The 23,543-nt window shown below is 70.1% G+C and carries 17 protein-coding genes; 9 read left to right on the top strand and 8 right to left on the bottom strand.

What is annotated here, in order from left to right:
• Positions 1-228: 228 nt before the first annotated feature.
• The 4 genes from ACRYCC_RS11410 to ACRYCC_RS11395 all read right to left on the bottom strand — a co-directional run bounded on the left by ACRYCC_RS11410 (position 229) and on the right by ACRYCC_RS11395 (position 7,649).
• The gene (locus ACRYCC_RS11410) at positions 229-3,444 is read right to left on the bottom strand and encodes a LamG-like jellyroll fold domain-containing protein (RefSeq protein WP_433811056.1); all 3,216 of its coding nucleotides are present in this window, start codon (positions 3,442-3,444) and stop codon (positions 229-231) included.
• A 176-nt stretch (positions 3,445-3,620) separates the two neighbouring features.
• Positions 3,621-4,439: a TatD family hydrolase gene (locus ACRYCC_RS11405; RefSeq protein WP_433811054.1), complete on the bottom strand. Its 819-nt coding sequence runs from the start codon at positions 4,437-4,439 to the stop codon at positions 3,621-3,623.
• Entirely contained in the window at positions 4,436-6,253 is a 1,818-nt protein-coding gene (gene metG / locus ACRYCC_RS11400) for a methionine--tRNA ligase (protein ID WP_433811052.1), read from the bottom strand. The genes ACRYCC_RS11405 and metG overlap by 4 nt, the downstream gene beginning before the upstream one ends.
• A 91-nt stretch (positions 6,254-6,344) precedes the next feature.
• Complete coding sequence (locus ACRYCC_RS11395) at positions 6,345-7,649, bottom strand: glycosyltransferase family 2 protein (RefSeq protein ID WP_433811050.1); 1,305 nt, start codon at positions 7,647-7,649, stop codon at positions 6,345-6,347.
• A gap of 292 nt (positions 7,650-7,941) precedes the next feature.
• On the opposite strand from ACRYCC_RS11395, the gene ACRYCC_RS11390 reads away from it, so the two are divergent.
• A complete protein-coding gene (locus ACRYCC_RS11390) occupies positions 7,942-9,486 on the top strand; it encodes a hypothetical protein (RefSeq protein WP_433811049.1) in 1,545 nt (514 codons plus the stop codon).
• 215 nt (positions 9,487-9,701) lie between these two features.
• Entirely contained in the window at positions 9,702-10,805 is a 1,104-nt protein-coding gene (locus ACRYCC_RS11385) for a glycosyltransferase 87 family protein (protein WP_433811048.1), read from the top strand.
• A 54-nt stretch (positions 10,806-10,859) separates the two neighbouring features.
• On the opposite strand, the gene ACRYCC_RS11380 is transcribed toward ACRYCC_RS11385, so the two are convergent.
• Both ACRYCC_RS11380 and rsmI read right to left on the bottom strand, forming a co-directional pair.
• On the bottom strand, positions 10,860-11,141 hold the full coding sequence (locus ACRYCC_RS11380; protein WP_433811047.1) for a hypothetical protein: 282 nt from the start codon (positions 11,139-11,141) through the stop codon (positions 10,860-10,862).
• A gap of 231 nt (positions 11,142-11,372) precedes the next feature.
• Positions 11,373-12,218 (bottom strand): 16S rRNA (cytidine(1402)-2'-O)-methyltransferase, encoded by an 846-nt coding sequence (gene rsmI / locus ACRYCC_RS11375; RefSeq protein WP_433811045.1) that lies wholly within the window; start codon positions 12,216-12,218, stop codon positions 11,373-11,375.
• A gap of 43 nt (positions 12,219-12,261) precedes the next feature.
• Between rsmI and ACRYCC_RS11370 the strand changes: the two genes are divergently transcribed.
• The 5 genes from ACRYCC_RS11370 (at position 12,262) to ACRYCC_RS11350 (ending at position 20,345) form a co-directional block, all read left to right on the top strand.
• Positions 12,262-13,836, top strand: coding sequence for a dolichyl-phosphate-mannose--protein mannosyltransferase (locus ACRYCC_RS11370; RefSeq protein ID WP_433812146.1), 1,575 nt, complete (start codon positions 12,262-12,264; stop codon positions 13,834-13,836).
• A 7-nt stretch (positions 13,837-13,843) separates the two neighbouring features.
• Positions 13,844-14,839 (top strand): magnesium transporter CorA family protein, encoded by a 996-nt coding sequence (locus ACRYCC_RS11365; protein WP_433811044.1) that lies wholly within the window; start codon positions 13,844-13,846, stop codon positions 14,837-14,839.
• Between the two features lie 164 nt (positions 14,840-15,003).
• Positions 15,004-17,523, top strand: coding sequence for a glutamate--cysteine ligase (locus tag ACRYCC_RS11360; RefSeq protein ID WP_433811042.1), 2,520 nt, complete (start codon positions 15,004-15,006; stop codon positions 17,521-17,523).
• A 49-nt stretch (positions 17,524-17,572) separates the two neighbouring features.
• Positions 17,573-19,369, top strand: a complete 1,797-nt coding sequence (locus ACRYCC_RS11355) for an N-acetylglutaminylglutamine amidotransferase (RefSeq protein ID WP_433811040.1) — start codon at positions 17,573-17,575, stop codon at positions 19,367-19,369.
• A 205-nt stretch (positions 19,370-19,574) separates the two neighbouring features.
• The gene (locus ACRYCC_RS11350; protein WP_433811038.1) at positions 19,575-20,345 is read left to right on the top strand and encodes a class II glutamine amidotransferase domain-containing protein; all 771 of its coding nucleotides are present in this window, start codon (positions 19,575-19,577) and stop codon (positions 20,343-20,345) included.
• 14 nt (positions 20,346-20,359) lie between these two features.
• Here the strand turns inward: ACRYCC_RS11350 and ACRYCC_RS11345 are convergent, their stop codons facing one another.
• Positions 20,360-21,037, bottom strand: coding sequence for an alpha/beta hydrolase (locus ACRYCC_RS11345; protein WP_433811037.1), 678 nt, complete (start codon positions 21,035-21,037; stop codon positions 20,360-20,362).
• Positions 21,038-21,140: 103 nt separating this feature from the next.
• Here ACRYCC_RS11345 and ACRYCC_RS11340 point away from each other — a divergent pair, with 103 nt between their 5' ends.
• Positions 21,141-21,818, top strand: coding sequence for an HAD family hydrolase (locus ACRYCC_RS11340; protein ID WP_433811035.1), 678 nt, complete (start codon positions 21,141-21,143; stop codon positions 21,816-21,818).
• A gap of 34 nt (positions 21,819-21,852) precedes the next feature.
• Here ACRYCC_RS11340 and ACRYCC_RS11335 read toward each other — a convergent pair whose 3' ends face one another.
• Positions 21,853-23,031 (bottom strand): acyl-CoA dehydrogenase family protein, encoded by a 1,179-nt coding sequence (locus tag ACRYCC_RS11335; RefSeq protein ID WP_433811033.1) that lies wholly within the window; start codon positions 23,029-23,031, stop codon positions 21,853-21,855.
• A gap of 101 nt (positions 23,032-23,132) precedes the next feature.
• Between ACRYCC_RS11335 and ACRYCC_RS11330 the strand changes: the two genes are divergently transcribed.
• Entirely contained in the window at positions 23,133-23,510 is a 378-nt protein-coding gene (locus tag ACRYCC_RS11330) for a hypothetical protein (protein WP_433811031.1), read from the top strand.
• The last annotated feature ends 33 nt before the right edge of the window (positions 23,511-23,543 follow it).

The following is a 23,543-nucleotide window of genomic DNA, read 5'->3' as shown; positions in this document are numbered from 1 at the left end:
TCATCCGTGACCATGCAATCGTTCGACGAACGATTGCACGCTCACGGAGTGGGGACTGTGCGCGGGGACGCGACGGGCGGTGGGAGGACGAGGCGTGAGCTCGGCTCGTGACCTCGGACAAGGCTCACGCCCCCGGGAAGGCTTCCCGGGGGCGTGAGGTGTGCGCTGCCGTACCGGCAGGACCGCTGCTCGCGGCCCTGCCGGCCGGTCGGGTTCACCGGACGAGGGTCACTGGGCGGTGCGGTCCGCCGTGAAGTCGTCCAGGGTCACCGTGATGGGGGCGTTGGTCGTGCTGCCGGAGAGGTAGGTGCGGATGCCCACACTTCCCGCCGCCTGCAGCCCGGCCGTGGAGTCCGACCCGGTGACCTGCCAGTCGGGCTCGGTGGCACCCGTCCACACCTTGGCCTTGAGCTCCGTGGGCGAGGTGCCGACGGCCTGCAGCCGTACGTGCAGGACCGTACCGGCGGCGTAGGTCAGACCGGCGACGGTCTGCTCCGTGCCGATGGCCGTCTCCGCGTTCGCCGCGTCGGTCCTGCTGAGCTGCAGGGAGACGACGCCGGAGGGACGCAGGCGCACCCGGGCCCGGTATTCGCCGGCCCCGCTGATCCGGCGGGCGGCGAGCCACACGTAGGTGCCGTTGCCGGTGCCCACCTTGTCGGCCGACAGCGCCACACCGACGTCGGCGTCGGTGGTGGAGATGCCGTTGAGGTAGGCACCCGGTCCGGCGCTGAGCGTCGGGAGCGCGACCTTGGCCGCGCCGCCGTCCACCGAGAGGTTGGCCGCCGTCCCGGTGCTGGTCCACGCTCCGCCGAGGTCCGCGGTCCCGAAGCCGCCGGTGACGGACCGGCCGAAGGCGTCGCGGGCCAGTGCCTTCGACTGCACCGACACCGTGTGGATCACGTAGTCGGAGTCGCCCTTGTCATCGGTGACGGTCAGCTTGACGGTGTAGTCCCCCGCGAGGGCGTAGGAGTGCGTCGGGTTCTGGCCGGTGCCGGTCTGCCCGTCGCCGAAGTCCCACGCGTAGCTCGCCACCGTGCCGTCGGTGTCCGCCGACCCCGAGGCGTCCAGCGTGCAGTCCAGCCAGGTGCAGGAGGAGGCGAACGCGGCGGTCGGCGGCTTGTTGGGCGTCACCGTGCCGGTCCCGAGCCCGTAGTGGGTGGCGACCTGGGCGGCGGACAGCGCCTTGGGGTAGACCGCGACCTCGTCGATGGTGCCGTTCAGGTAGGAGCTCGAGGGAGCGAGCGGCCACCCGGCCACGTTGTCGCCGCCGACCCGCCAGTACCCGGAGAAGGGCTGGCCGCTCTTGGCCGTGGCGTCGCTGCCGACCAGGTTGCCGTCGACGTACAGCTTCATGCCGGCCGACCCGTCGACCGTGCCGACGACGTGGTGCCACTTGTTGTTGTTGTAGCCGTTGCCGGACTGCACGGTCTTGACCGCGTTCGGGTACATGCCGAACACGACGGTGCCGTTGTTGCTGAGGTACAGCTGCCGGTCGTACGACGAGCTGGAACCGCTGGTCTTGTCCCCGTACCCGATGATCTTGCCGCCGAGGAAGCTGGAGGTCTTGAACCAGGCCTCGACGCTGAGGTCACCGGGGGTGGGAATCGCCGGGGTGACCCCGCGCCCGTTGCTGCTGCCGCTGAACGAGGACGCCTTGTCGGGGTCGCCGACGATCCCGCCGGTGACGTTGCGGGTCACCGCGGAGGCCAGGGCCAGGTCGTTGCCGCCGGCGTAGTCGTAGGCGGTGGCGCCGCTCGGCTCACCGAGCCGCCACAGGTCGACGGCCCCGTCGGAGACGACCTTGTCGGCGTAGGGGCTGGCCGTGACCGTGCTCGCGGTCACCGAGTTGGAGACGGGGCTGGTGATCGAGTTCCCGGAGGGGTCGGTGACCCGGACCGTGTAGGTGTGCGTGGAGCCCGAGGCCGCGTCGGAGTCGACGTAGGCGATCCGCGGCAGCACCCAGAACGAGGAGGCGACGGTGGTGCTGTAGACCGGGGTGGTGCCGCCGTCCCGGAGCACTTCGTACTTCAGCTTGTTGTTGTCGTGGTCCCAGGTGGCCTTCCAGGCGACCCGGAGCTTCCCGCCGGTCAGCGCGACCGCGGTCGGCGCGGTCAGCGCGCCGGCCTCCGGCCCGAACTTGTTCGGCGCGATGGACTTGATGGCGTAGCGCTGCAGGCCCTGCTGGGCCCTGCCCTCGACCCGGGGAAACTCTCCCGCCACCGCGATGTAGTTCGCGTTGCCGACGACCGACCACGCCGCCTGGGACTGCCCGGTGAAGGTGCCCGGGCTCAGCGTCGGGAACCAGTGCAGCAGGGTCGGGACGGGCTGCCCCGAGTAGCTGCTGTTGCTGCCCGGGGGGGACGGGTCGGTGCCGGTCGGGTAGATGGTCTCCGCCAGCGCCCGGTGCCACGCGGCGGTGCTCGGCTGGGGGAACGCGCCGAGCGAGCTGCAGTCGTGCGCGTGCGAGACGCTGTAGAGCACCTGGCCCACGGGCACGACGCTGTAGGTGGCGCCGTAGCAGTTGTCCAGCCAGACGAGGTCACCGGTGTTGACGTTGGCGGCCCAGCGGCCGTCGAACCAGTGGCCGCCCTCGCCGTCGTCGCCCGCGTAGACGACGTCGCCCTGCACCTGCAGGTCGGTGACGTAGGAGTAGTTCGTGCCGCTCTTGGCGGGGATGGGGGTGCTGCTCCACGGCGCGCTCGCGCCGGTGTCGGTGTCGACCGCGCCGACCCCGACGTGCGGTTCGGCGTTCAGCTGCTGGAACCGGCCGCCCACGATGACCCGGGTGTGGTCCGGGGACAGCGCCAGGGCGTAGACCGTGTCGTCGTCGGCCGCGGGCTTCCAGGTCAGCGACAGCGCGCCGGTGGCCGCGTCCGAGGCGGCCAGCCGTGTGCGCGTGCGCCCGTCGACATTGAAGAAGTTGCCGCCGTAGTAGACGGTCGTGCCGTCGGTCGCGATGGCGCGCACCGTGTTGGAGACGTCGGGGTGGAAGTTCGGGTCCAGCGCGCCGGTGGCGGTGCTGAAGGCCGCGATGTGGCTGCGCGGCTGCCCGTCGACGGTGGTGAAGTCACCGCCGACGTAGATCTTCGAACCGTCCGGCGAGGCCACCACCCGCAGGGCCTGCGCGTCGAGGGTGTGGTCGAAGGAGGTGATGAGGTTCCCGGTGGTGATGTTGTAGGCGAGGATGTTCGCCCGGGCGACCTCGGTGGCCGCCCCCACGGCCGCACCCGGCGGGCGGGCCTTGGTGAAGCTCCCCACCGCGTAGACGGTGTTGCCGACGAGGGTCTGGCTCCAGACCACTCCGTCGATCTGCCAGGTCGGAAGCGGGTCGGCGCTGACGGTCGGCGGCGTCCCCTCCGGCGGATCGGTGTCCGCCACCGAGGCCGACGTCTGCAGCCCCGAAAGGCCCAGCAGCGACATCGCCACCACCAGCACGCCCGACATCCCCGCACGTCGGCGCCCACGCAGAATAGATCTCACGTTCACCTTCACCCGCCCCATCGCCCCCCGGGGGCCCTCTAGGCCACACCGGTCAAGGGATGCTAACGGACGGCTTTCATGGCAAACGGGTACTTATCAAATCGTAACTAAGCGTTCCCGAAGGGTTCCGAGATGGTGGGTCACCAGGGGCCGAAAAGGCGGTCTCCGGTCGTGGAGATGGCGGTGCAGAGTTCGGCCAGGTCAGCGCCCTTGACCTCGGCCATGTGACGAACCGTCAACGGAATCAAATAGGAGGAATTGGTCTTGCCGCGGTGCGGCATCGGGGTCAGGAACGGCGCGTCGGTCTCGACCAGCAGCAGCTCCAGCGGCGCGACCTTCAACGCCTCCCGCAGCGGACCGGCGTTCTTGAAGGTCACATTTCCGGCGAAGCTCATCACGTAGCCCTGGTCGACGCAGACCCCGGCCATCGCGGCGTCGCCGGAGAAGCAGTGGAAGACCACCTTGTCCGGTGCGCCTTCCTCGCGCAGGATGCGCAGCACGTCGTCGTGCGCCTCCCGGTCGTGGATGACCAGGGTCTTGCCGGTGCGCTTGGCGATCTCGATGTGCGCGCGGAACGACCGCTGCTGGTCCTCGACCCCCGCCCAGTCCCGGTAGTAGTCCAGGCCGGTCTCGCCGATGGCCCGCACCTGGGGCAGCACGGCGAGCTCCGCGATGTCGTCCAGGACGTCGTCGCGCAGGGCCGTGGTCTCGTTGGGATGGATGGCGACGGCCGCGAACACGTCACCGTGGTCGCGGGCCGCCTCGGTGCCCCAGCGCGAGGACTTGAGGTCGCATCCGATCGTGATGAGCCGTCGCACCCCGACCGCGTGGGCGGCCGCCACGGCCCTCGCCACCGGGACCTCCAGCAGGTCGAGGTGGCAGTGACTGTCGAAGACGTCGACCGGCAACGCCTCCGGCAGCGGGGGGAACGCGGTCGGCTGCTTTCCGTCGTTTCTCACTGCCCGTTGCTCTCCAGACGTGCCAGTTCGTCGTCGACCACGGACGGGTCGAGCTTGGTGAACAGCGGAGTGGGCGGCGCCAGCGGAGTGCCGGGCACGATCCGGCGGGACTCCCAGACGGCGGCGGCCTTGTCGTAGGACCCGCCGAGGATCTGGTAGTCCGGCCCGCCCTCCTCGGAGACCGTCTCCAGCGACGGCATGCCGCTCCAGACCCCCGTGCCGCCCAGCATCTCGTACACCTTCTGCGAGGAGACCGGCAGGAACGGCGTGAGCAGGGTCTTGGCGTCGTCGATCAACTGCAGGGCCACGTGCAGGATGGTCTTCATCCGCTCGGGGTCCTCGGCGCGCAGCTTCCAGGGCGCCTGGTCGGAGAGGTACTTGTTGGCCTCGGCAACGACCCGCATGCTCTCCTGGATGGCGTTCTTGAACCGGGACCGGCCCAGCTCGGCGCCGATCACCTCGAAGGCCTTGGCGGAGGCCTCCAGCACGGCGTGGTCGGCGTCGGTCAGGTCACCGGCGGCCGGGATGGAGCCGATGTTCTTGGCCGCGAAGGAGACCGCCCGGTTGACCAGGTTGCCCCAGGCCGCGACCAGCTCGTCGTTGTTGCGGCGGACGAACTCGCTCCAGGTGAAGTCGGTGTCCTGGGTCTCGGGACCGGCCGCAGAGATGTAGTAGCGCAGCGAGTCGGCGTCGTAGCGCTCCAGGAAGTCCCGGACGTAGATCACGACGGACCGGGAGGAGGAGAACTTGCGCCCCTCCATGGTCAGGAACTCGCTGGAGACCACCTCGTTGGGCAGCGACAGGCGCCCGAGCGAGCCCGGTGTGCCGCCCCGGTCGCCCTGCCCGCTGTAGCCGAGCAGCATGGCCGGCCAGATCTCGGAGTGGAAGACGATGTTGTCCTTGCCCATGAAGTAGTACGACTCGGCGTCGTCGTTCTGCCACCAGGCACGCCAGGCCTCGGGGTCGCCGCTGCGGCGGGCCCACTCGACCGAGGCCGAGAGGTAGCCGATGACCGCGTCGAACCAGACGTACAGCCGCTTGTTGGGCTGGTCGCGCCAGCCCTCCAGCGGGATGGGGACGCCCCAGTCGAGGTCCCGGCTGATCGCCCTCGGCCGCAGCTCGTCCAGCAGGTTCATCGAGAACTTCAGCACGTTGGGCCGCCAGTCGCCCTGCTTGGTCTGCAGCCAGGAGCCGAGGGTCTCGGTGAAGGCCCCGAGGTCCAGCATGAAGTGCTCGGTCTCGACGAACGCGGGGACCTCACCGTTGATCCGCGACCGGGGGTTGATCAGCTGGACCGGGTCGAGCTGGTTGCCGCAGTTGTCGCACTGGTCGCCGCGGGCACCGTCGTACCCGCAGATGGGGCAGGTGCCCTCCACGTAGCGGTCGGGCAACGTACGACCGGTGGACGGGGAGATCGCGCCCAGCGTGGTCTTGGGGAAGATGTAGCCGTTGTTGTAGAGCCCCAGGAACAGCTCCTGGACCACCGCGTAGTGGTTGCGCGTCGTGGTCCTGGTGAACAGGTCGTACGACAGGCCGAGGCCCTGCAGGTCCTTGGCGATCACCAGGTTGTAGCGGTCGGCGAGCTCGCGGGCGGAGACGCCCTCCTTGTCGGCCTGGACCTGGATCGGCGTGCCGTGCTCGTCGGTGCCGCTGACCATGAGGACCTTGTTGCCCGCCATCCGCTGGTAGCGGCTGAAGACGTCGGACGGGACCCCGAAACCGGAGACGTGACCGATGTGGCGGGGGCCGTTGGCATAGGGCCAGGCGACCGCCGTCAGGATGTTCCGGCTCGGCTGAGACTGCGACAAGGACATGCGTCCAGGGTAGAGGGCTCCGTGCCCTGGCTCGCGCCATTGAGGCCACCCGGACGGGCCGTGGAAGCGCCCTGGACGGGCCGCCGGGACGTCAGCGGGCGGTGGTCTCGTCCGCCGTGTCCCCGGCCTTCTGCTCCGACCCGTTCGCCGACCCGTTGTCCGTGCTCTCCGTCGTGCCCTCCGCCGCGACCGCGTACCTCGCCGCATCGATCACGTCGGCGGCCTCGTCGGCCGCGTCGGTCAGCGGCGGGTGCTGGCGGCGCCGGATGCCCAGGATGCTGATGAACAGCGAGCCGAACACGGCCTGCAGGCTGATCATCAGCGCGGTGGCCGACGGAACGACCAGGCGGAGGGAGTGCAGCGGGTCGAGCTCGCCGAAGTTGTTGCCCTGCCAGTGGATGAGCGAGGCGACCAGGCCGCCCAGACCGGCCAGCGCGAGCAGCCCGCCCAGGACGAGGCCGCGCTCCAGGCTCCACCAGTCGATGATCTTTTGGACCCGCTTGTCGTGCGGGAGGAATCCCTCCTCCATCGCGTAGACCTTCGTGAGCAGGGCGAACACCACGGCCTGGAAGCCGATCACCATCATCGCGGAGGCCCCGACCAGGGTGTCGACGCCGAACGCGATGTCACCGATCCGGACAGTGGTGAACGACAGCGCAACCCCGGAGACCAGTCCGAGCGTCATAAGAAGCAGACCCGGGATCAGGAACAGCCATCGGGGGCTGTAGAGCATGAGGAATCGCAGATGCCGCCAGCCGTCTCGCCAGGTGCTCAGATGCGGGGCACGCGTGCGCCCGTCCGGCGAAAGCGTGGTCGGCACCTCACGAATGTCATATCGGGCGAGTGTGGCCTTGACCACCATTTCACTGGCGAACTCCATGCCGCCGGTCTGCAGTCCCAGCCGCAGGATCGACTCCTTGCGGAACGCCCGCAGACCGCAGTGGAAGTCGCCGATCTTGCTCCCGAAGAACAGCCGGCCGACGAAGCTCAGCACCGGATTGCCCAGGTAGCGGTGCAGCGGCGGCATGGCTCCCGGCGCGATGCCGCCCTTGAAGCGGTTGCCCATCACCAGGTCGGCGCCGTCGCGCAGCTCCGCCAGGAAGGGCCCCAGCGTCGCGAAGTCGTAGGAGTCGTCGGCGTCGCCCATCGCCACGAAGGGCGCGCGGGCCGCGCGGATACCGCCCATCAGGGCGTTGCCGTAACCCTTGTCGGAGACCGCCACCACCCGGGCGCCGGCGTCACGGGCCAGTTGCTGGCTGCCGTCGGTACTGCCGTTGTCGGCGATGATCACCTCGCCGTCGATGCCCTGGTCCTCGAAGAAGGCGATCGTCTTGCGGACACAGGTCTCAACCGTCTCAGCCTCATTAAGGCAAGGCATCACCACGGAGAGTTCCACACGAGCTCCTTTGTCACCCCGCGGAAATCCGCTCGGGGGGTTTCGACTAACCTCGTCATGATCCGACAGACGATACGTTTCACGCCCATGATGCCTGCTGCGGCCAAGTGATGCGGGTCACTCGAATGAAGCGTGCCCGAATCGTGTTGCGAAGTTGCAACCTGAACCCCAGCGGCGGGCAGCCCGGTGCCGCCAGGCTGAGGCACCAGCATACGGGCAGCGCGGCCCAGGAAGGTCGGGCCCGATCGTGGTGAACATTGTGGCGAAGATGGAAGATCCAGGAGGCACATCCATGGCGGGGCAGGTACTCGACGAGGACGCGGCTGTGAGGGAAGTCACGGCCGCGCCTCTGCCCCGGTCCCCCGAGGAGGCCGTCCCTCCCCCGTCCCGGCGTGATCGCGGCATCCGGTTCTGGGCGCTGGTCGGCCGGCACCGGCCGTTCGCGGCGGTGCTCGCGCTCGGCGCGGTGGTGCGGATCATCGCGGTGCTGGGCTACCGCCCGGCCATGTGGTTCAACGACTCGTTCGACTACCTGCACGCTGCCATGTGGCCCTACCCGCACCCGCTGCGGCCGGACGGATACTCCTTCTTCCTGCTGATCCTGCGGCCCTTCCACAGCTTCGCCCTGGTCGTCAGCCTGCAGCACCTGATGGGCGTGGCGATGGGGCTCATGATCTACGCCCTGCTGCGCAAGAGGTTCGGCCTGCCGGGCTGGGCCGCCACCCTGGCCACCGTCCCGGTGCTGCTGGACGCCTACGAGATCCAGCTCGAGCACCTGATCCTCTCCGACCTGCTGTTCACCTTCCTGATCGTCTCGGCGATCACGCTGCTGCTGTGGCACCCGCAGCCGTCCTGGAAGATCGGCGCCTGTGTCGGCCTGATCCTCGGCATGGCCGCGCTGACCCGGTCGGTCGGCCTCCCGGTGCTGGTCGCCTTCGTGCTGTTCATGCTGGTACGGCGGGTGCGCTGGCGCGTCATCGTGGCCACGGTCGCGCTCTGCGCCCTGCCGATGGCCGCCTACGCCGGCTGGTTCTACAGCTGGTACGGCAAGGTCGGGCTGACCCAGAGCAGCGGGCTGTTCCTCTACGCCCGCGCCTCGGCGTTCGCCGACTGCAACAAGATCCCGAACCTGCCGGTCGAGGACATCCCGTTCTGCAAGAACGAGCCGCTGCGGTACTCCCAGAGCGTGCTGTGGGACCAGGAGTCCCCGCTGCACCGCGTCTGGGGACCGCGGTTCGGCCCGGACCAGGACCGGCGCGCCGGCGACTACGCCAAGCGCGCGATCATGGCGCAGCCGGGCGACTACCTGAAGACCATGGGAAGCGACTTCATGCGGTCCTTCCAGTGGAACCGCACCGTCTTCCCCGACCGCGCGACCTTCGAGCTGTACAACTTCGGCCCGAAGGAGAAGCCGCTGCCCAACTGGAACATGGGCCGCGGCGGGACCGCCTCGCAGGAGGCGGTCCGGTACGAGCAGGGATCCGCCCGCACCAAGATCGTCGAACCGTTCGGCGGCATCATGCGGACCTACCAGAAGTACGTGTTCCTGCGCGGAACCCTGCTCGGGGTCATCCTGATCATCGGCCTGGGCGGGATGGTCCCGCTCTGGCGGAGGTTCGGCGGGGCGGCGCTGCTGCCCTGGATGACCTCCGTCGGGCTGCTGCTGGCCCCGGCGGCCACGGCCGAGTTCGACTACCGCTATGTCCTGCCCACCGTCCCGCTGGCCTGCCTGGCCGCCGCGCTCGCCTTCACTCCGGAGCTACGCGACCGGTACACCCGCGTGACGCCACGCACATTGGTCCCCCGCCGGCGGCAGTCGGCGCAGGTAGGTAAGTGATTGCTGAGGCGGTTTTCTTTTCTGAAAACTTCCTATGAAATCAGTGGGACCCCTGGTCAGAGACGAGGTACGGCTGGCAAGCTGATCACGCGATGGATCATCCTCTTTTCACCACCTTTGTCCTATTGACGGGCGTTGCGCTGGCCGTTTTGGCCCATATGCGCGGTTGGCGGCCGTCACTACGGATCTCACTCTCGGTCGGTATCGGACTGAGGGTGATCCTGCTGTTGACCGCCGCCGCCGACTCCTGGCAGCCGGTCGATTTCATCGAGGGGTTCAAACCCGCGGGCCTGGCGATCCTCGCCGGGCAGGACCCGGTGCTCAGCACCGAGGGGTCCTGGCACTTCCTGCCGATGATCCCGTACTTCTACGCGATCGCCCTCTCCGTGGGCCTGCCCTGGGAGATCGCCGGGCGGCTCTGCACGGTCATCGCGGACACGGTCCTGATCGTGCTCGTCGGCCGGCTGGCGGGCGGTGAGCGCAAGGCCCAGGCCCGGTTCCAGTACGCCTGCAGCCCGATCGCCCTCATGATCGCGTCCATCCACGGCCAGGTGGAGCCCATCGCCCTGGTGTTCCTCGTGGGCGCCTACCTCGCCGCCCGGTCCCGCTACGCCGTGGCCGCCGGGGTGCTCTTCGGCCTCGCCCTGTCCGGGAAGAGCTGGCCGATCATCCTCCTCCCGGTCGTACTGGTCATGCTGCCCACCTGGCGTCAGCGGCTGTACGGTCTCGTCGCCGCCGGCGCGATGCCCCTGCTGTTCCTGGTCACCCTGCCGCTGTTCGTCGAGACGTCCTGGCAGAACATGCTCGACGTGGCGAAGTACCTCGGCGGCGTGCGCCCCATCGTCGGCGAGTGGGGCTGGACCGCGCTGCTGACGGGCGGGAACTGGGAGCTGGTCCCGGCGTACTCCAAGATCGGCCAGATCGTCCTCTACGTCACCCTCGGCATCGTGGCCTGGATCTGGCGGCGCGCGGACCGGGTGGACCTGACCTCGGCGATGCTGCTGGCCTTCATGGTGGTCACCCCGCGGCTGGGCGCGCAGTACCTGCTGTGGTTCGTGCCGTTCCTGGTGGCCCGGCCGACGCGGTGGAGCGCGGCGGCGATGAACGTCGCCGCCGTCTGGGCCGGTCTCGGCTACATCTACCTCACCCAGTTCGACGAGACCCAGTGGTGGGAGAACCACACCTGGTGGGCGATGAGCTCGGTGCTCGTCATCCCCTGGCTGGTGCTCGCCATGCCCTGGCACCGGCGGGACCGGCAGGAACCGCCCGACCTCCCGCCGCGCAAGTCGCCGCGCGAGCTCTCGGCCGCCCCCGGCTGAGCCACACTCCCGGCCGGCCCGCCCCGGACCGGCCGGTGCCAGGGTCGGCCGGCTTCAGGCCGACCGGCGGGGACGCGGCACGTGGCCGTGACCGGCTCCCCGGCCGAGACCGTCGTGCCAGTGCGAGGGCAGGACCTTGGCGCCCAGCCCGCCACAGCCCGGGCAGGCCTGGTCGTACCACGGCGGGCAGCAGATCATCCCGCGGTTCCGCCAGGTCACCACGTCACCGCCGTGCCCGTCGTTGGCGTGCCAGGCCTCGTAGACCTCTTCCCAGCGGAGCTCGCACCGCTGGCACTCGAAGCTCCATATGTCGCTCGTCACGCATGTGTCGCGCATCGCCACACCCCCGTCTCTTGTGGGGAACTCTGGGGTCCTGGGGGGTTCTCACCCTTCGGATCCGGTTCGCCCTGAGTGTGGGCTCGACAGCGGCCTTCGGCGAGAGGCGGTCGAATGTATCTTGCATACTTTGACGGTGATCTACCATCCGTTGACCCCCGACGGGGAGTGGCATGACCTGCGGCTGCACCTTGCACCGCAATCGGTCAGTGAGCAGGCCGTTCCGCTCCGTCAGCCCCGCGCGGCCAGCACGGCGTCGTAGACGACCCGTTTGGGGTGCCCGTTCTCCTTCGCCACCTCACCGATGGCCTGCTTGCGCGGAATGCCCGCCTCCTCGCGGCGGGCGACCTCGGCGGCCAGCTCGGCCGGGTCCACGATCCCGGCCCGGGCCGGGGCGCCCCCGACGACGACGGTGATCTCACCCTTCACACCCGCCGCCGCCCACTCCGCGAGCTCGCTCAGCGGGCCCCGGCGTACCTCCTCGTAGGTCTTGGTCAGCTCACGGCAGACGGCGGCGGGCCGCTCCGGCCCGAACGCCTCCGCCAGCGCGAGCAGCGCGGCCGCCAGCCGGTGCGGGGCCTCGAAGAAGACCATGGTGCGGGGCTCGGCGGCCAGCGAGGCCAGCCGGGTCGCCCGCTCACCGGCCTTGCGGGGCAGGAACCCCTCGAAACAGAAGCGGTCCGAGGGAAGGCCCGAGACGACCAGCGCGGTGGTCACGGCCGACGGCCCGGGCACCACGGTGACCGGCACGTCCGCCGCCACGGCGGCGACCACCAGGCGGTATCCGGGATCGGAGACGCCCGGCAGTCCCGCGTCGGTGATCACCAGCACGTCCTGCCCGTCCAGCAGGTCGCGCAGCAGCTCCTCGGCCCGGGCCCGCTCGTTCTGCTCGAAATAGGACACGATCCTGGCCCGGAGCTCGATGCCCAGGTCGGCGGCGAGCCGGCGCAGCCGCCTGGTGTCCTCGGCCGCGATGATGCCGGCGGTGGCCAGCGCCTCCCGCAGCCGGGCCGAGGCGTCCTCGGGCCGGCCGATCGGTGCTCCCGCGAGTGTCAGCTGTCCACGCATGCCGCTCATTCTCCCGGAGTGGCGGCCTCGCCCTTACGATGGCCGGGTGGCGATGACGGAACTCCGGCCGGAGACGAAGCCGATGGAGCAACCCCGCAGATCCGACCTGCGGGACTGGCTCGCGCCTGTGATCCCGGGCAGCCGGCTGGCCGGCTGGCTGGGGCCCCTGCTGGTGACCGCGTTCGCGGCGTTCCTGCGCTTCGACCGGCTGGGCAACCCGCACAGCGTCGTCTTCGACGAGACCTATTACGCCAAGGACGCCTACGCGCTGCTGAAGTTCGGCTACGAGCACTCCACCATCGAGAGCGCGCACGGGGAGGCCGACAAGCTCTTCCTCGGCGGCCATGCCGACCAGATCTGGCAGGGCGGCGGGGCCTTCGTCGCCCATCCCCCGTTCGGCAAGTGGATGATCTCGATCGGCGAGTTGCTGTTCGGCGCGACGCCCTTCGGCTGGCGCTTCATGCCCGCGCTGATCGGCACGTTGTCGGTGCTGATCCTGGCCCGCATCGCCCGGCGGATGACGCGGTCGACCATGCTCGGCTGCGCCGCCGGGCTGCTGCTCGCGCTCGACGGCCTGGAGCTGGTGACCAGCCGCACGGCGCTGCTCGACATCTTCGTGATGTTCTGGATCCTGTGCGCGTTCGGATTCCTGGTCATCGACCGGGACCAGGCGCGGGCCCGGCTGGCGGCCAGGGTGGAGGCCTCGGGCGGGTTCGGCGAGGGACTCGGCCCGTTCGTCATGCACTGGTGGCGGATCGCGGCGGGCGTGTGCCTCGGCCTGGCCGTGGCCACCAAGTGGACCGGGATCTTCTACATCGCGGCGTTCGGCCTGATGGTGGTGGTCTGGGACTGGGGGGCGCGGCGGGCCGCCGGGGTCCAGCACCCGGTGCTGGGCACGCTGGTGCTGGAGACGCTGCCCTCCTTCCTCTTCCTGGTCGTCATCTCCGCCGTGACCTACATCGCGTCCTGGTCGGGGTGGATCTTCACCTCCGGAGGCTGGGGGCGCGGCAGGATCGCGTCGAACCCGCTGCTGCGGCCGTTCGAGTCGATGGACAACCTGTGGCACTACCACCGGGAGATGTGGAACTTCCATACCAATCTCCATGCCAAGCACCCCTACCAGTCCTGGCCGTGGGACTGGCCGATCCTGCGCCGGCCGGTGGCGTTCTTCTACACCGAGCCCAAGTCCGGCTGCGGCGCGGCCAAGTGCTCCCGCGAGATCCTGGGCATCGGCACGCCGGCGATCTGGTGGGCCGCGGTCGTCGCGCTCGTCATGGTGCTGATCGTCTGGTTCCTGCAACGCGACTGGCGGGCCGGCGCGATCCTGCTGGGCTACGGCACGGGATGGCTGCCGTGGTTCTGGCCCGCCTTCAACGACCGCACGATGTTCCTGTTCTACGCGACGCCGATGCTGCCGTTCATGGTGCTCGCCATCGTGCTGATGCTGGGGATGATCATCGGGCCCGCCCAGGTGCCGGGCCTGCGCCGGGTCATCGGCTCGGCCGCGGCCGGCGCGTACCTGCTGGTGGTGCTGGCGGACTTCTTCTTCCTGTACCCGGTGCTGGGCGCCAAGGTCATCCCCTACGAGGACTGGCATGCCCGGATGTGGCTGAACAGCTGGATATGAGGACACCGTGAGCGGCAAAGACGATCGGCCCGCCCACCGGACCAGGGTCTGGCGGAACGGCACGCTGGAGAAGGAGGGCTTCCCCGCCGCCCAGATCAGCGACTACCTCCAGCAGGACGACACCCTGGTCTGGCTCGACCTGTGCGCGCCGGGGCCCGACGACCTCAAGCTGATCACTGAGGAGCTGGGCCTGGACCAGCACGCCGTCGAGGACGCCGTCAGCGCGCACGAGCGCGCCAAACTGGACCGCTACGACGGCCACCTGTTCCTCAACGTCTACGCGACACGGCTGGACGCGGGCAGCGGTGAGCTCACCACGGTGGAGGTGTCGGCCTTCATCACCGATCGGGCCCTGGTGACCGTGCGGCAGAGCGAGGCCTTCGACGTCGACGCGCTGGTCGAGCACTGGGAGAGCCAGGCCGACCTCGCCAAGTACGGCGTGGCGTTCCTGCTGCACGGCCTGCTGGACCTGGTCGTCGACGAGCACTTCGACACCGTCCAGTCACTCGACAGCGAGCTGGAGAAGCTGGAGGACCTGCTCTTCGAGGAGAAGATCACGGATCGGACCATGCAGCGCAGGGCGTTCACGCTGCGCAAGAGCCTGGTGCTGCTGCGCCGGGTGCTGCTGCCCATGCGGGAGGTCGTCAACACGCTGCTCCGCCGCGACCTGCACGTCGTCCCCGCCGAGATGGGGCCGTACTTCCAGGACGTCTACGACCACACCCTGCGCGCCGCGGAGTGGACCGACGGCCTGCGCGACGGGGTCTCCAACGCCATGGACACCCGGCTGGCCCTGCAGAGCAACCGGCTCAACGAGGTGATGAAGAAGGTCACCAGCTGGGCGGCCATCATCGCGGTGCCGACCGCCGTCACCGGCTTCTACGGGATGAACGTCCCCTACCCCGGATACGGCCAGCACTGGGGATTCGTCACCGGCGCGCTCGTCCTCGTCGTCACCAGCCTCGGCCTCTACGCCGTCTTCAAGAAGCGCGGCTGGCTCTAGGACCGGGCCCGGCGTGGCGGCGGTCGGGGGATTAATCCTCCTGCTGGTGGGCACTGCGGTCCCTATGCACAGGGTCCGATATGAGTGGTTGTCCGAGCGAGCTCACACCAGGACGCCACGTCTTGGATATACGGCCGTAACACGTTGTACGTATTCTCCGACAGATGGCTGAACGTCCGGAATTCATGGCCGTTGGGGTCGAGGAAGAGTTCCACACGGTGGATCTCGAGACCCGCCGGCTGATGCCTCGGGCCGACAGCCTGCTGCAGCAACTGCCCGCGGACAGGTTCAGCGGTGAACTCCAGCGCTCGGTGGTGGAGACCAACAGCCGGCCCTTCATCCGCCTCGTCGACCTGGTCGAGGACCTCGCGGCGCTGCGCCGTGGCGTGGTCGCGGCGGCCGAGCCGCTGGGGCTGGGGATCGTCGCCGCCGGCACGGTGCCCATCGTGGACCTGGAGGCCCTCAAGGTCACTCCCGACCCGCGCTACGAGAACATGCTGGAGGAATACCAGATCCTGGCGCGGGAGCAGCTGATCTGCGGGGCCCAGGTGCACGTCGACGTCGGGGACCGTGACCTCGCAGTGGCGGTGTCGCACCGGGTGTCGGCCTGGCTGCCGGCGCTCCTGGCGCTGTCGGCCAGCTCGCCGTTCTGGCTGGGCATGGACTCCGGCTACGCGAGCTACCGCACCGTACTGTGGCAGCGCTGGCCCACGACCGGCCCGGTCCCGTCGCTGGAGTCGGCCGCCGAGTACGACCGGATGGTCCAGGACCTCATCCGGACCGGAGTGATCACCGATCCGGGCATGATCTACTTCGATGTCCGGCCCTCGGCCCATCTGCCCACCGTGGAGCTGCGGCTGTGCGACGCCTGCCCCCGGGTGGAGGACGTGGCGCTGCTGGCCGGGCTGTTCCGGGCACTGGTGATCGTGGAGCTGGACGCGGTGCGGACCGGCCGTCCCCAGCTCCCGGTCCGCACCGAGCTGGTGCGCGCCACCACCTGGCGGGCGGCGCGGAGCGGACTGGAGGGCGAGCTCGTCGACCCGCTCAGCGGCACGCCCATGCAGGCCGCGCAGGTGCTGCGGCGGCTGCTCGACGAGCTCCGCCCCACGCTGGAGAACAACGGCGACTGGGAGCTCGTCGCGGAACTGACCGAGGCGGCGCTCGGCCGGGGCAGCTCGGCGGCCCGGCAGCGCCGGGCCTTCGCGGGCGGCGGCCTCGACGAGGTCGTGGACCTGCTGCTCGCCGAGACCCGCGCCAACACCGAGTGGCAGCCCGGTGCGGGCCCCAACCGCACCGAGGTGAGCGCGATGCTCGCGGGATACGACACCTCCGCCGACGAGGCGGTGGTGTTCGACCACAGTGCGCGCGGGCCGTACGGGCTGATCATGAACGCGCTGGACCGCATCGGTGCTGAGGGCCTGCGGGAACGGGAGCGGCAGCGCGACGAGGTACAGCGCAAGCTCGGCATGTTCTTCCACATCGAGGGCGAGGAGGATCGGCTCTTCCCCGTCGACCTCGTGCCCCGCGCCGTCGCCGCGGAGGACTGGATCCCGCTGCAGGCCGGGCTGGCGCAGCGGGTGCGGGCGCTGGAGGCGTTCCTGCACGACGCGTACGGCCCGCGCGAGGTGGTGGCCGACGGGGTGCTGCCCGCCTGGGCGATCGAGGAGTCACCCGGCCTGGCCGAGTCCGGCTCACGGGTGCCCCGCGGGGTCGTACGGTGCGCGGTCGCGGGCATCGATCTCGTCCGCGACGACGCGGGCCGCTGGTCGGTGCTGGAGGACAACGTCCGGGTGCCCTCCGGGCTCGGCTACGCCCTGGCCAACCGGTGGCTGGCCGCTCGGGTGCTGCCTGAGCTGGTCCGCGTCTCCCACGCCCCGGCGCCCATTCAGGCGATCGGCACGCTCCGTACCGCTCTGACCATGAGCTCCTCCGCACTGGCGCTGGTGACGATGGGGCCGGCCGACTCCGCCTTCTACGAGCACCGGTTGCTCGCCGACCAGCTGGGGGTGCCGCTGGTCCGGCCGTCCGAGCTGGTGGTCGCCGCGGACGGCACGGTACGGGCCGGGGACCTGCACATCGAGGTGCTCTACCGGCGTCTCGACGAGGACGAGCTGTTCGGGGCCACGGGGGCGGACGGACGGCCGCTCGGCCCGGGTCTGCTGGACGCGATCGCCGAGGGAAGCCTCGTACTGGCCAACGCGCCCGGCAACGGGGTGGCCGACGACAAGGCCCTGTACGCCTTCGTCCCGCGGCTCATCGAGTACTACCTGGACGAGACCCCGCTGCTGCACAACGTGCCGACCTTCGTCTGCCGCGAGCCCGGCCAGCGGGCCGAGGCGCTGGACCGGCTCGGCGAGCTGGTGGTCAAACCGGTGGACGGGTACGGCGGGCACGGGGTGGTGATCGGCCCCGACGCGTCGGCCGCGGAGCTGGCGGAGGCACGGGCCGCGATCCTCGCCGATCCGGACCGCTGGATCGCGCAGGAGACCGTGGCGCTGTCCACCCATCCGACGTTCGTCGACGGCCGGCTGGAACCACGCGCCGTCGACCTGCGGGCCTTCGTCTGCCTCGGCCGCGAGCCCGTGGTGGCGCCGCTGGCCCTGACCCGGGTGGCCCCGGCGGGCAGCCGGATCGTGAACTCCTCGCGAGGAGGTGGTTCCAAGGACACCTGGCTGATGCAGTGACCATCGCAGACCTGTGAGATCCCCCGGCGAGAGGACCTGGAATGACGTCATGGAGCGGCCGATGTGCGGGCTGAGCGGAGAACTGCGGTTCGACGGCGCCGTGGCCGACGTGGCAGCGGTCGCCCGGATGACCGCCGCGATGGAGCCGCGCGGCCCCGACGGCTCGGGCGTCTGGTCCCAGGGTCCCGTCGCGCTCGGCCACCGCCGGCTGAAGATCATCGACCTGTCCGACAAGGCCGCGCAGCCCATGACCGACAGCGACCTCGGACTGACCGGGGTCTTCAACGGCTGCATCTACAACTACCGGGAACTGCGCGCCGACCTGGTGGCGGAGGGCTACCGGTTCTTCTCCACCTCCGACACCGAGGTGCTGATCAAGGCCTACCACCGGTGGGGCCCGGACTGCGTGGCGCGGTTCAAGGGGATGTTCGCCTTCGCGATCGTGGAACGCGACACCGGGCTGGTGGTGCTCGGCCGGGACAGGCTCGGCATCAAGCCGCTGTACCTGACGCGGGACGGCGCCCGGCTCCGTTTCGCCTCGACGCTGCCGGCGCTGCTGGCGGGAGGCGGGGTCGGCACCGACCTCGACCTGGTCGCGCTGCACCACTACATGACCTTCCATTCGGTGGTGCCGCCGCCGCGCACGATCCTGTCCGGGGTCTCCAAGCTGCCGCCCGCCACGGTCCGTACGATCCGGCCGGACGGCGCCCATACGGATCACACCTACTGGCGGCCGAGCCACACCCGTTCGCCCGAGCGGTGGGCCGAGGAGTCCGCACAGGACTGGACCGCGGCCGTGCTGGAGTCGCTGCGCACCGCCGTGGACCGCCGCATGGTGGCCGACGTGCCGGTCGGCGTGCTGCTGTCCGGCGGCCTGGACTCCAGCCTGATCGTGGCGCTGCTCGCCGAGGCCGGACAGCGGGGCCTGGCCACCTTCAGCATCGGCTTCCACGCGGCGGGAGGCGAGTCCGGCGACGAGTTCGCCTACTCCGACCTCATCGCCGCGCACTTCGGCACCGACCATCACAAGATCCAGATTGACGACTCGCGGCTGCTGCCCGCCCTGACCGGCGCGGTCGCGTCGATGAGCGAGCCGATGGTCAGCCATGACTGCGTGGCCTTCTACCTGCTCTCGCAAGAGGTCTCGCGGCACGTCAAGGTGGTGCAGTCCGGGCAGGGCGCCGACGAGGTGTTCGCCGGTTACGACTGGTACCCGCCACTGGCCGACGTGCCGCGCGACGGGGTCACCGAGGCGTACGCCAAGGTGTTCTTCGACCGGCCGCACTCCGCGCTGGCGGAGACGTTGAACGCGCAGTACCTGCTGGAGGGCGATCCCAGCGAGGCGTTCGTCCGGGAGCATTTCGGCAGGCCGGGGGCTGAGACGGCGCTGGACGCGGCGCTACGGCTTGACACGTCGGTGATGCTGGTGGACGACCCGGTGAAACGGGTCGACAACATGACGATGGGCTGGGGGCTGGAAGCCCGGACCCCGTTCCTCGACCATGATCTGGTGGAGCTGGCCGCGGCCTGCCCGCCGTCGCTCAAGCTGGCGGCCGGCGGCAAGGGCGTGCTGAAGAACGCGGCCCGCGGGATCGTGCCCGACGAGGTCATCGACCGGCCCAAGGGGTACTTCCCGGTGCCGGCGATCCGGCATCTGTCCGGGCCGTACCTCGACCTGGTGCGCGAGGCGCTGACCAGCCCCGCGGCCAAGTCGCGGGGGCTGTTCCGTCCCGCCTACGTCGAACGGCTGATGGCGGCGCCGAGCGACCACCGGACGACGCTGGGCGCCAGCGCGCTGTGGCAGCTCGCGCTGCTGGAGCTGTGGCTGCAGAGCCACGGACTCTGATCCGGGCGCCCGGTTTCGAATGTGTTAATCAGAAGCCGAAAAACGCAAGAAACTGTGGTGTTTAGTCGAGCCGAACGATGGCTATGCTCGGCTTGAGGGCAGTCGACGAAGCCGCCCGCACCCGATCCAACGCTCTGGGGCTCTCCCGGCCGAACGGCAGGGAGAGCCCCGTCGTTCACTGCTGACTGAAGGGGGATCTCACGTCATGTGCCGCCACTTCGCCTGGCTGGGCCGGGACCGGTCATTCGATGAACTGATCCTCCGGCCTTCGTACGGGCTGCCGCGCCAGGCCGCCCGTCCCCGCTGGCAGCAGATCGACCTGGTCAACCGGGACGGCTTCGGGGTGGGCTGGTTTCCGGCCGAGGGACGTGCGGTGTCCTACCGCCGCACCGGCCCGATCGAGTCCGACCCCGACTTCCCCACCCTCGCGCAGGAGATGTCGGGCGGCTGCGTGCTCGGCGCGGTGCGCGGCGCGAGCCCGGGCATGCCCATCGAGGAGGCCGCCACCGCGCCCTTCACCAACGGGTCCTGCCTGCTCAGCCTCAACGGTCACCTGAACGTCGAGAAGACCCTGCACCTGCTGGAGCCAGGGTACGAGCCCGAGTCCACCTGCGACGCCGCCTTCCTGGCCAGCCTGCTCTGGCAGCGGCTCGACCGGGGCACCCCGCTGGAGGTCGCCGTGGTCGGGTTGCTCCGCGACATCACCGCCGTGGACTCCAACGCGTGCCTCAACATGCTGGCCACCGACGGCGTACGGGTCGTGGCGACCACCTGGGGAGAGACCCTCTGCTACCAGGTCTCGCCGGACGGCGCGCTCATCGCGAGCGAGCCGCACGACGACCGCGCCGACTGGATCCGCGTCGACGACCGCCGGGTCGTCATCGCCGACGCCTACGGCGTGGACGTGCGGCCCCTGGAGCCGGCACCGGAGCCGGTCCTGGACGTCGCCGCCATGGGCGACGACGTCCTCGCCTGACGAGTCCGCCCGGCTCAGATCACGACGGGTGCGTCGTTCCAGGCGGCGTCCAGTTCCGGGGGCATCGCGGTACAGCCGAGACTGCCCAGTACGAATCCGGTGGTCAGCCGATGCCACGTCCCCGGCCTGCGCAGCATCGCATGGCCCTCGCGGCGGACCGAGATGGCGGCGATCCGCGCGGCCGGGGCGTGCAGGGCGTAGGCCAGCGACGCGCCCGGGTCGGTGGTCTGGTCGTCGGTGCCGTGCATGATCAGGACTTGACGCCCGGCCACCGCCCCGGTGGGTTCCCCCTCCGGCAGCCAGGGGGCGAGCGCGGCCACGCTGCGTACCAGGGGATCGTCGGCGATCCGCAAGGCCGTGCGGCCGCCCATCGAGTGGCCGACGAGGGCCACCGGCAGGTCGCCGTGCCGCTGCCGGATCAGGTCGAGAGCCCACCGGGCGTCCGGCACCGGGGACGCCTCGGCGCCGTTCCAGCCGCGGTAGCGGTAGCCCAGGGACCAGACCGCCAGCCCGCAGGGACGACCGGCCCGCTCCAGCGACCGGGCGAACGGCACCATCCGCAGCGCGGCGGGCTGGCGCGCCGCCGCCGGTTCGTGACTGTTCGCCCGGCCGCCGTGGAGGACGAGCGCGATCGCCCGCACCTGGCCGGCCGGGCCCCGTACGGCCAGCCGCGGCTGCGGCACCTCACTCATCGGTCTCCCTTCCACGTGTACTTCGTAACCGGGAGCCGCATGGATGAGTGGGCGCCCCGGCAGAATCCTGGTTCGGGCCGCTCCGCCCGGGTAGTGCGGCAGGATGAGCGCTTCCGTCACAGCCGTGCTCTTCGATGTGGACGGCACCCTGGTCGACAGTAACCACCTGCACGCGGTGACCTGGTGGGAGGGGCTGCGCCAGGCCGGTCACACGGTCCCGATGGCGCGCATCCACCGGGCGATCGGGATGGGCTCGGACCAGTTGCTCGACGCGGTCCTGCCGGCGGACCGGGACCGCGGTGCCGACGATGACATCCGCGCTGCTCACGGCGCACTGTACGCGACCTACTGGTCCCGGCTGATGCCTCTGGAAGGCGCGGCGGAGCTGCTGCGCGCCTGCAAGAGGCGCGGGCTTCGGGTGGTGCTGGCCAGCTCGGCCGACGAACGCGAGTTCAACGCGCTGCGGGAGGCGCTCGACGCCGAGGACGCCATCGACGACGCCACCTCCTCCGCGGACGTCGAGCGGAGCAAGCCCGCTCCCGATCTCGTGCACGTCGCGCTGGACAAGGCGCGGGTCCGCCCCGAGGAGGCGGTGTTCGTCGGCGACACCGTCTGGGACGTCCAGGCGTGCCAGAAGGCGGGTGTCCCGTGCGTCGGCCTGCTCAGCGGCGGCATCGGCCGGGACGAGCTGCTCCGCGCGGGAGCGGTGGAGATCTACGACGGCCCCGCCGACCTGCTCGCGGCACTCGACCGCAGCGCCCTCGTCCGCCGTCCGGGCTGAACGCCCCGCGGGCTCACGCCACCCCCGGCGTGGCCTACACGAACGCGCTCAGCCCGGTGATGGCCCGGCCGACGATGAGCGTGTTGATCTCCCGGGTGCCCTCGTAGGAATAGAGCGCCTCGGCGTCGGCGACGAAGCGGCCGATGTCGTAGTCCAGCACGATGCCGTTGCCCGCCATCAGCTCCCGAGCCCAGCCGACGGTCTCCCGCATCCGGCTGGTGGAGTACGCCTTGGCCAGTGCCGAGTGCTCGTCCCGGTAGAGCCCGTTGTCCTGGAGCTGCGCCAGCCGTACCACCATGCCCAGGCAGGCGGTGGCGTTGCCGAGCATCCGCACCAGCAGATCCTGGACGAGCTGGAAGCCTCCGATCGGACGGCCGAACTGCTCGCGCTGGACGGCGTAGTCACGGGCGATCTCGTACGCGGCGAGCATCACCCCGACCGACTGCCAGGCCACCCCGCTGCGCGTCCGCCGCAGGATCCCGGCGGTGTCCCGGAACCCGTGGGCGTTCTCCAGCCGGTTCACCTCCGGAACCCGGCAGCCGGTCAGCGTGATGTCGGCGTTCTGCACGGTACGCAGCGCGATCTTGTTCTCGATCTTCGTGGTGGTCAGCCCCGGTGTGCCCTTCTCGACCACGAAGCCCTTGACCTTGTCGTCCTCGACGTCCTTGGCCCAGACCACGATGAGGTCGGCGAAGGTGGCGTTGCCGATCCAGCGCTTGGCACCGTCGAGCACCCACACGTCGCCCTCCCGGCGGGCGGTGGTGCGCAGGCCGAGGGCGACGTCGGAGCCGCCGTCCGGCTCGGTGAGCGCGAAGGCACCGATCTTGTTCATCAACGCCATGTCCGGCAGCCAGCGCTTGCGCTGCTCGGCCGACCCGCACTGCGCGATGCTGCCCATCGCCAGCCCGACGTGCACCCCGAAGAAGGTCGCCATCGACGGATCGGTGTGCGCCATCTCCATGGCGAGGAAGCCGGTGAGCAGGCTGCTCGGCCTCTCGCCGGGGCACTCCTCGTAGTTCAGCCCGGCGATACCCAGCTCGGCGTACCTCGGAACGAGGTCATGCGGGAACTCCGCGCGCGACCAGCAGTCGTTGGCGATCGGCTTGACCTCGTTCTGCAGGAACTCGCGGACCCTCTCGAGGATCTTCTGCTCCTCCGGGTCGAGGAGCTCCTGCATGTGGTAGAGGTCGCCGGCCAGCAGATCAAGAGTCATGGCAGGGCTCTTCCCGCAGGAGCGGGGGATATTCCGGTGCCCGCACCGGCCCGGCCGTCCCCGCACGCCCGGTGTCCCGGGGGCGGTCCTAGTCTTGCCGGATGAGCACGGGATGGACGATGTCCGATGCGTGGGTGTTCGCTGCGATCTCAAGCGATCGTGCTCATGACATGCGGTCACTGACCCAGGTGATCGCCATCGCCGATGCCATTAACCACGCGATCCTGGTCGAGGCAGAGTTCACGAGCGCGGTCGCGCGGCTGCTCAGCGCCGGGCTGGTAGGAGCCGATCCGGTCAACGACCGTTATTGGATGACCGACGCGGGCCTGCGGGTACGCGTTCAGTGGCGAACCGGCCTGTTCGGCTGGATCGACAGCATCCCCGCCGCCCTGCGGCAGCTGGCCGAACCGATCGATGCCGGCTACTCCCTGCCCCCGGACGCCTTCCGGACGGCTGTGCGCGAATACCTGAAGGATTAGTGGCACGCCTTCATTCCCCCCTCGCGCCGGGTG

It is taken from the genome of Actinomadura scrupuli (genome assembly GCF_050971785.1).
GTDB lineage: Bacteria > Actinomycetota > Actinomycetes > Streptosporangiales > Streptosporangiaceae > Actinomadura_E > Actinomadura_E scrupuli.
This window is presented reverse-complemented; position numbering and strand designations above follow the sequence as displayed.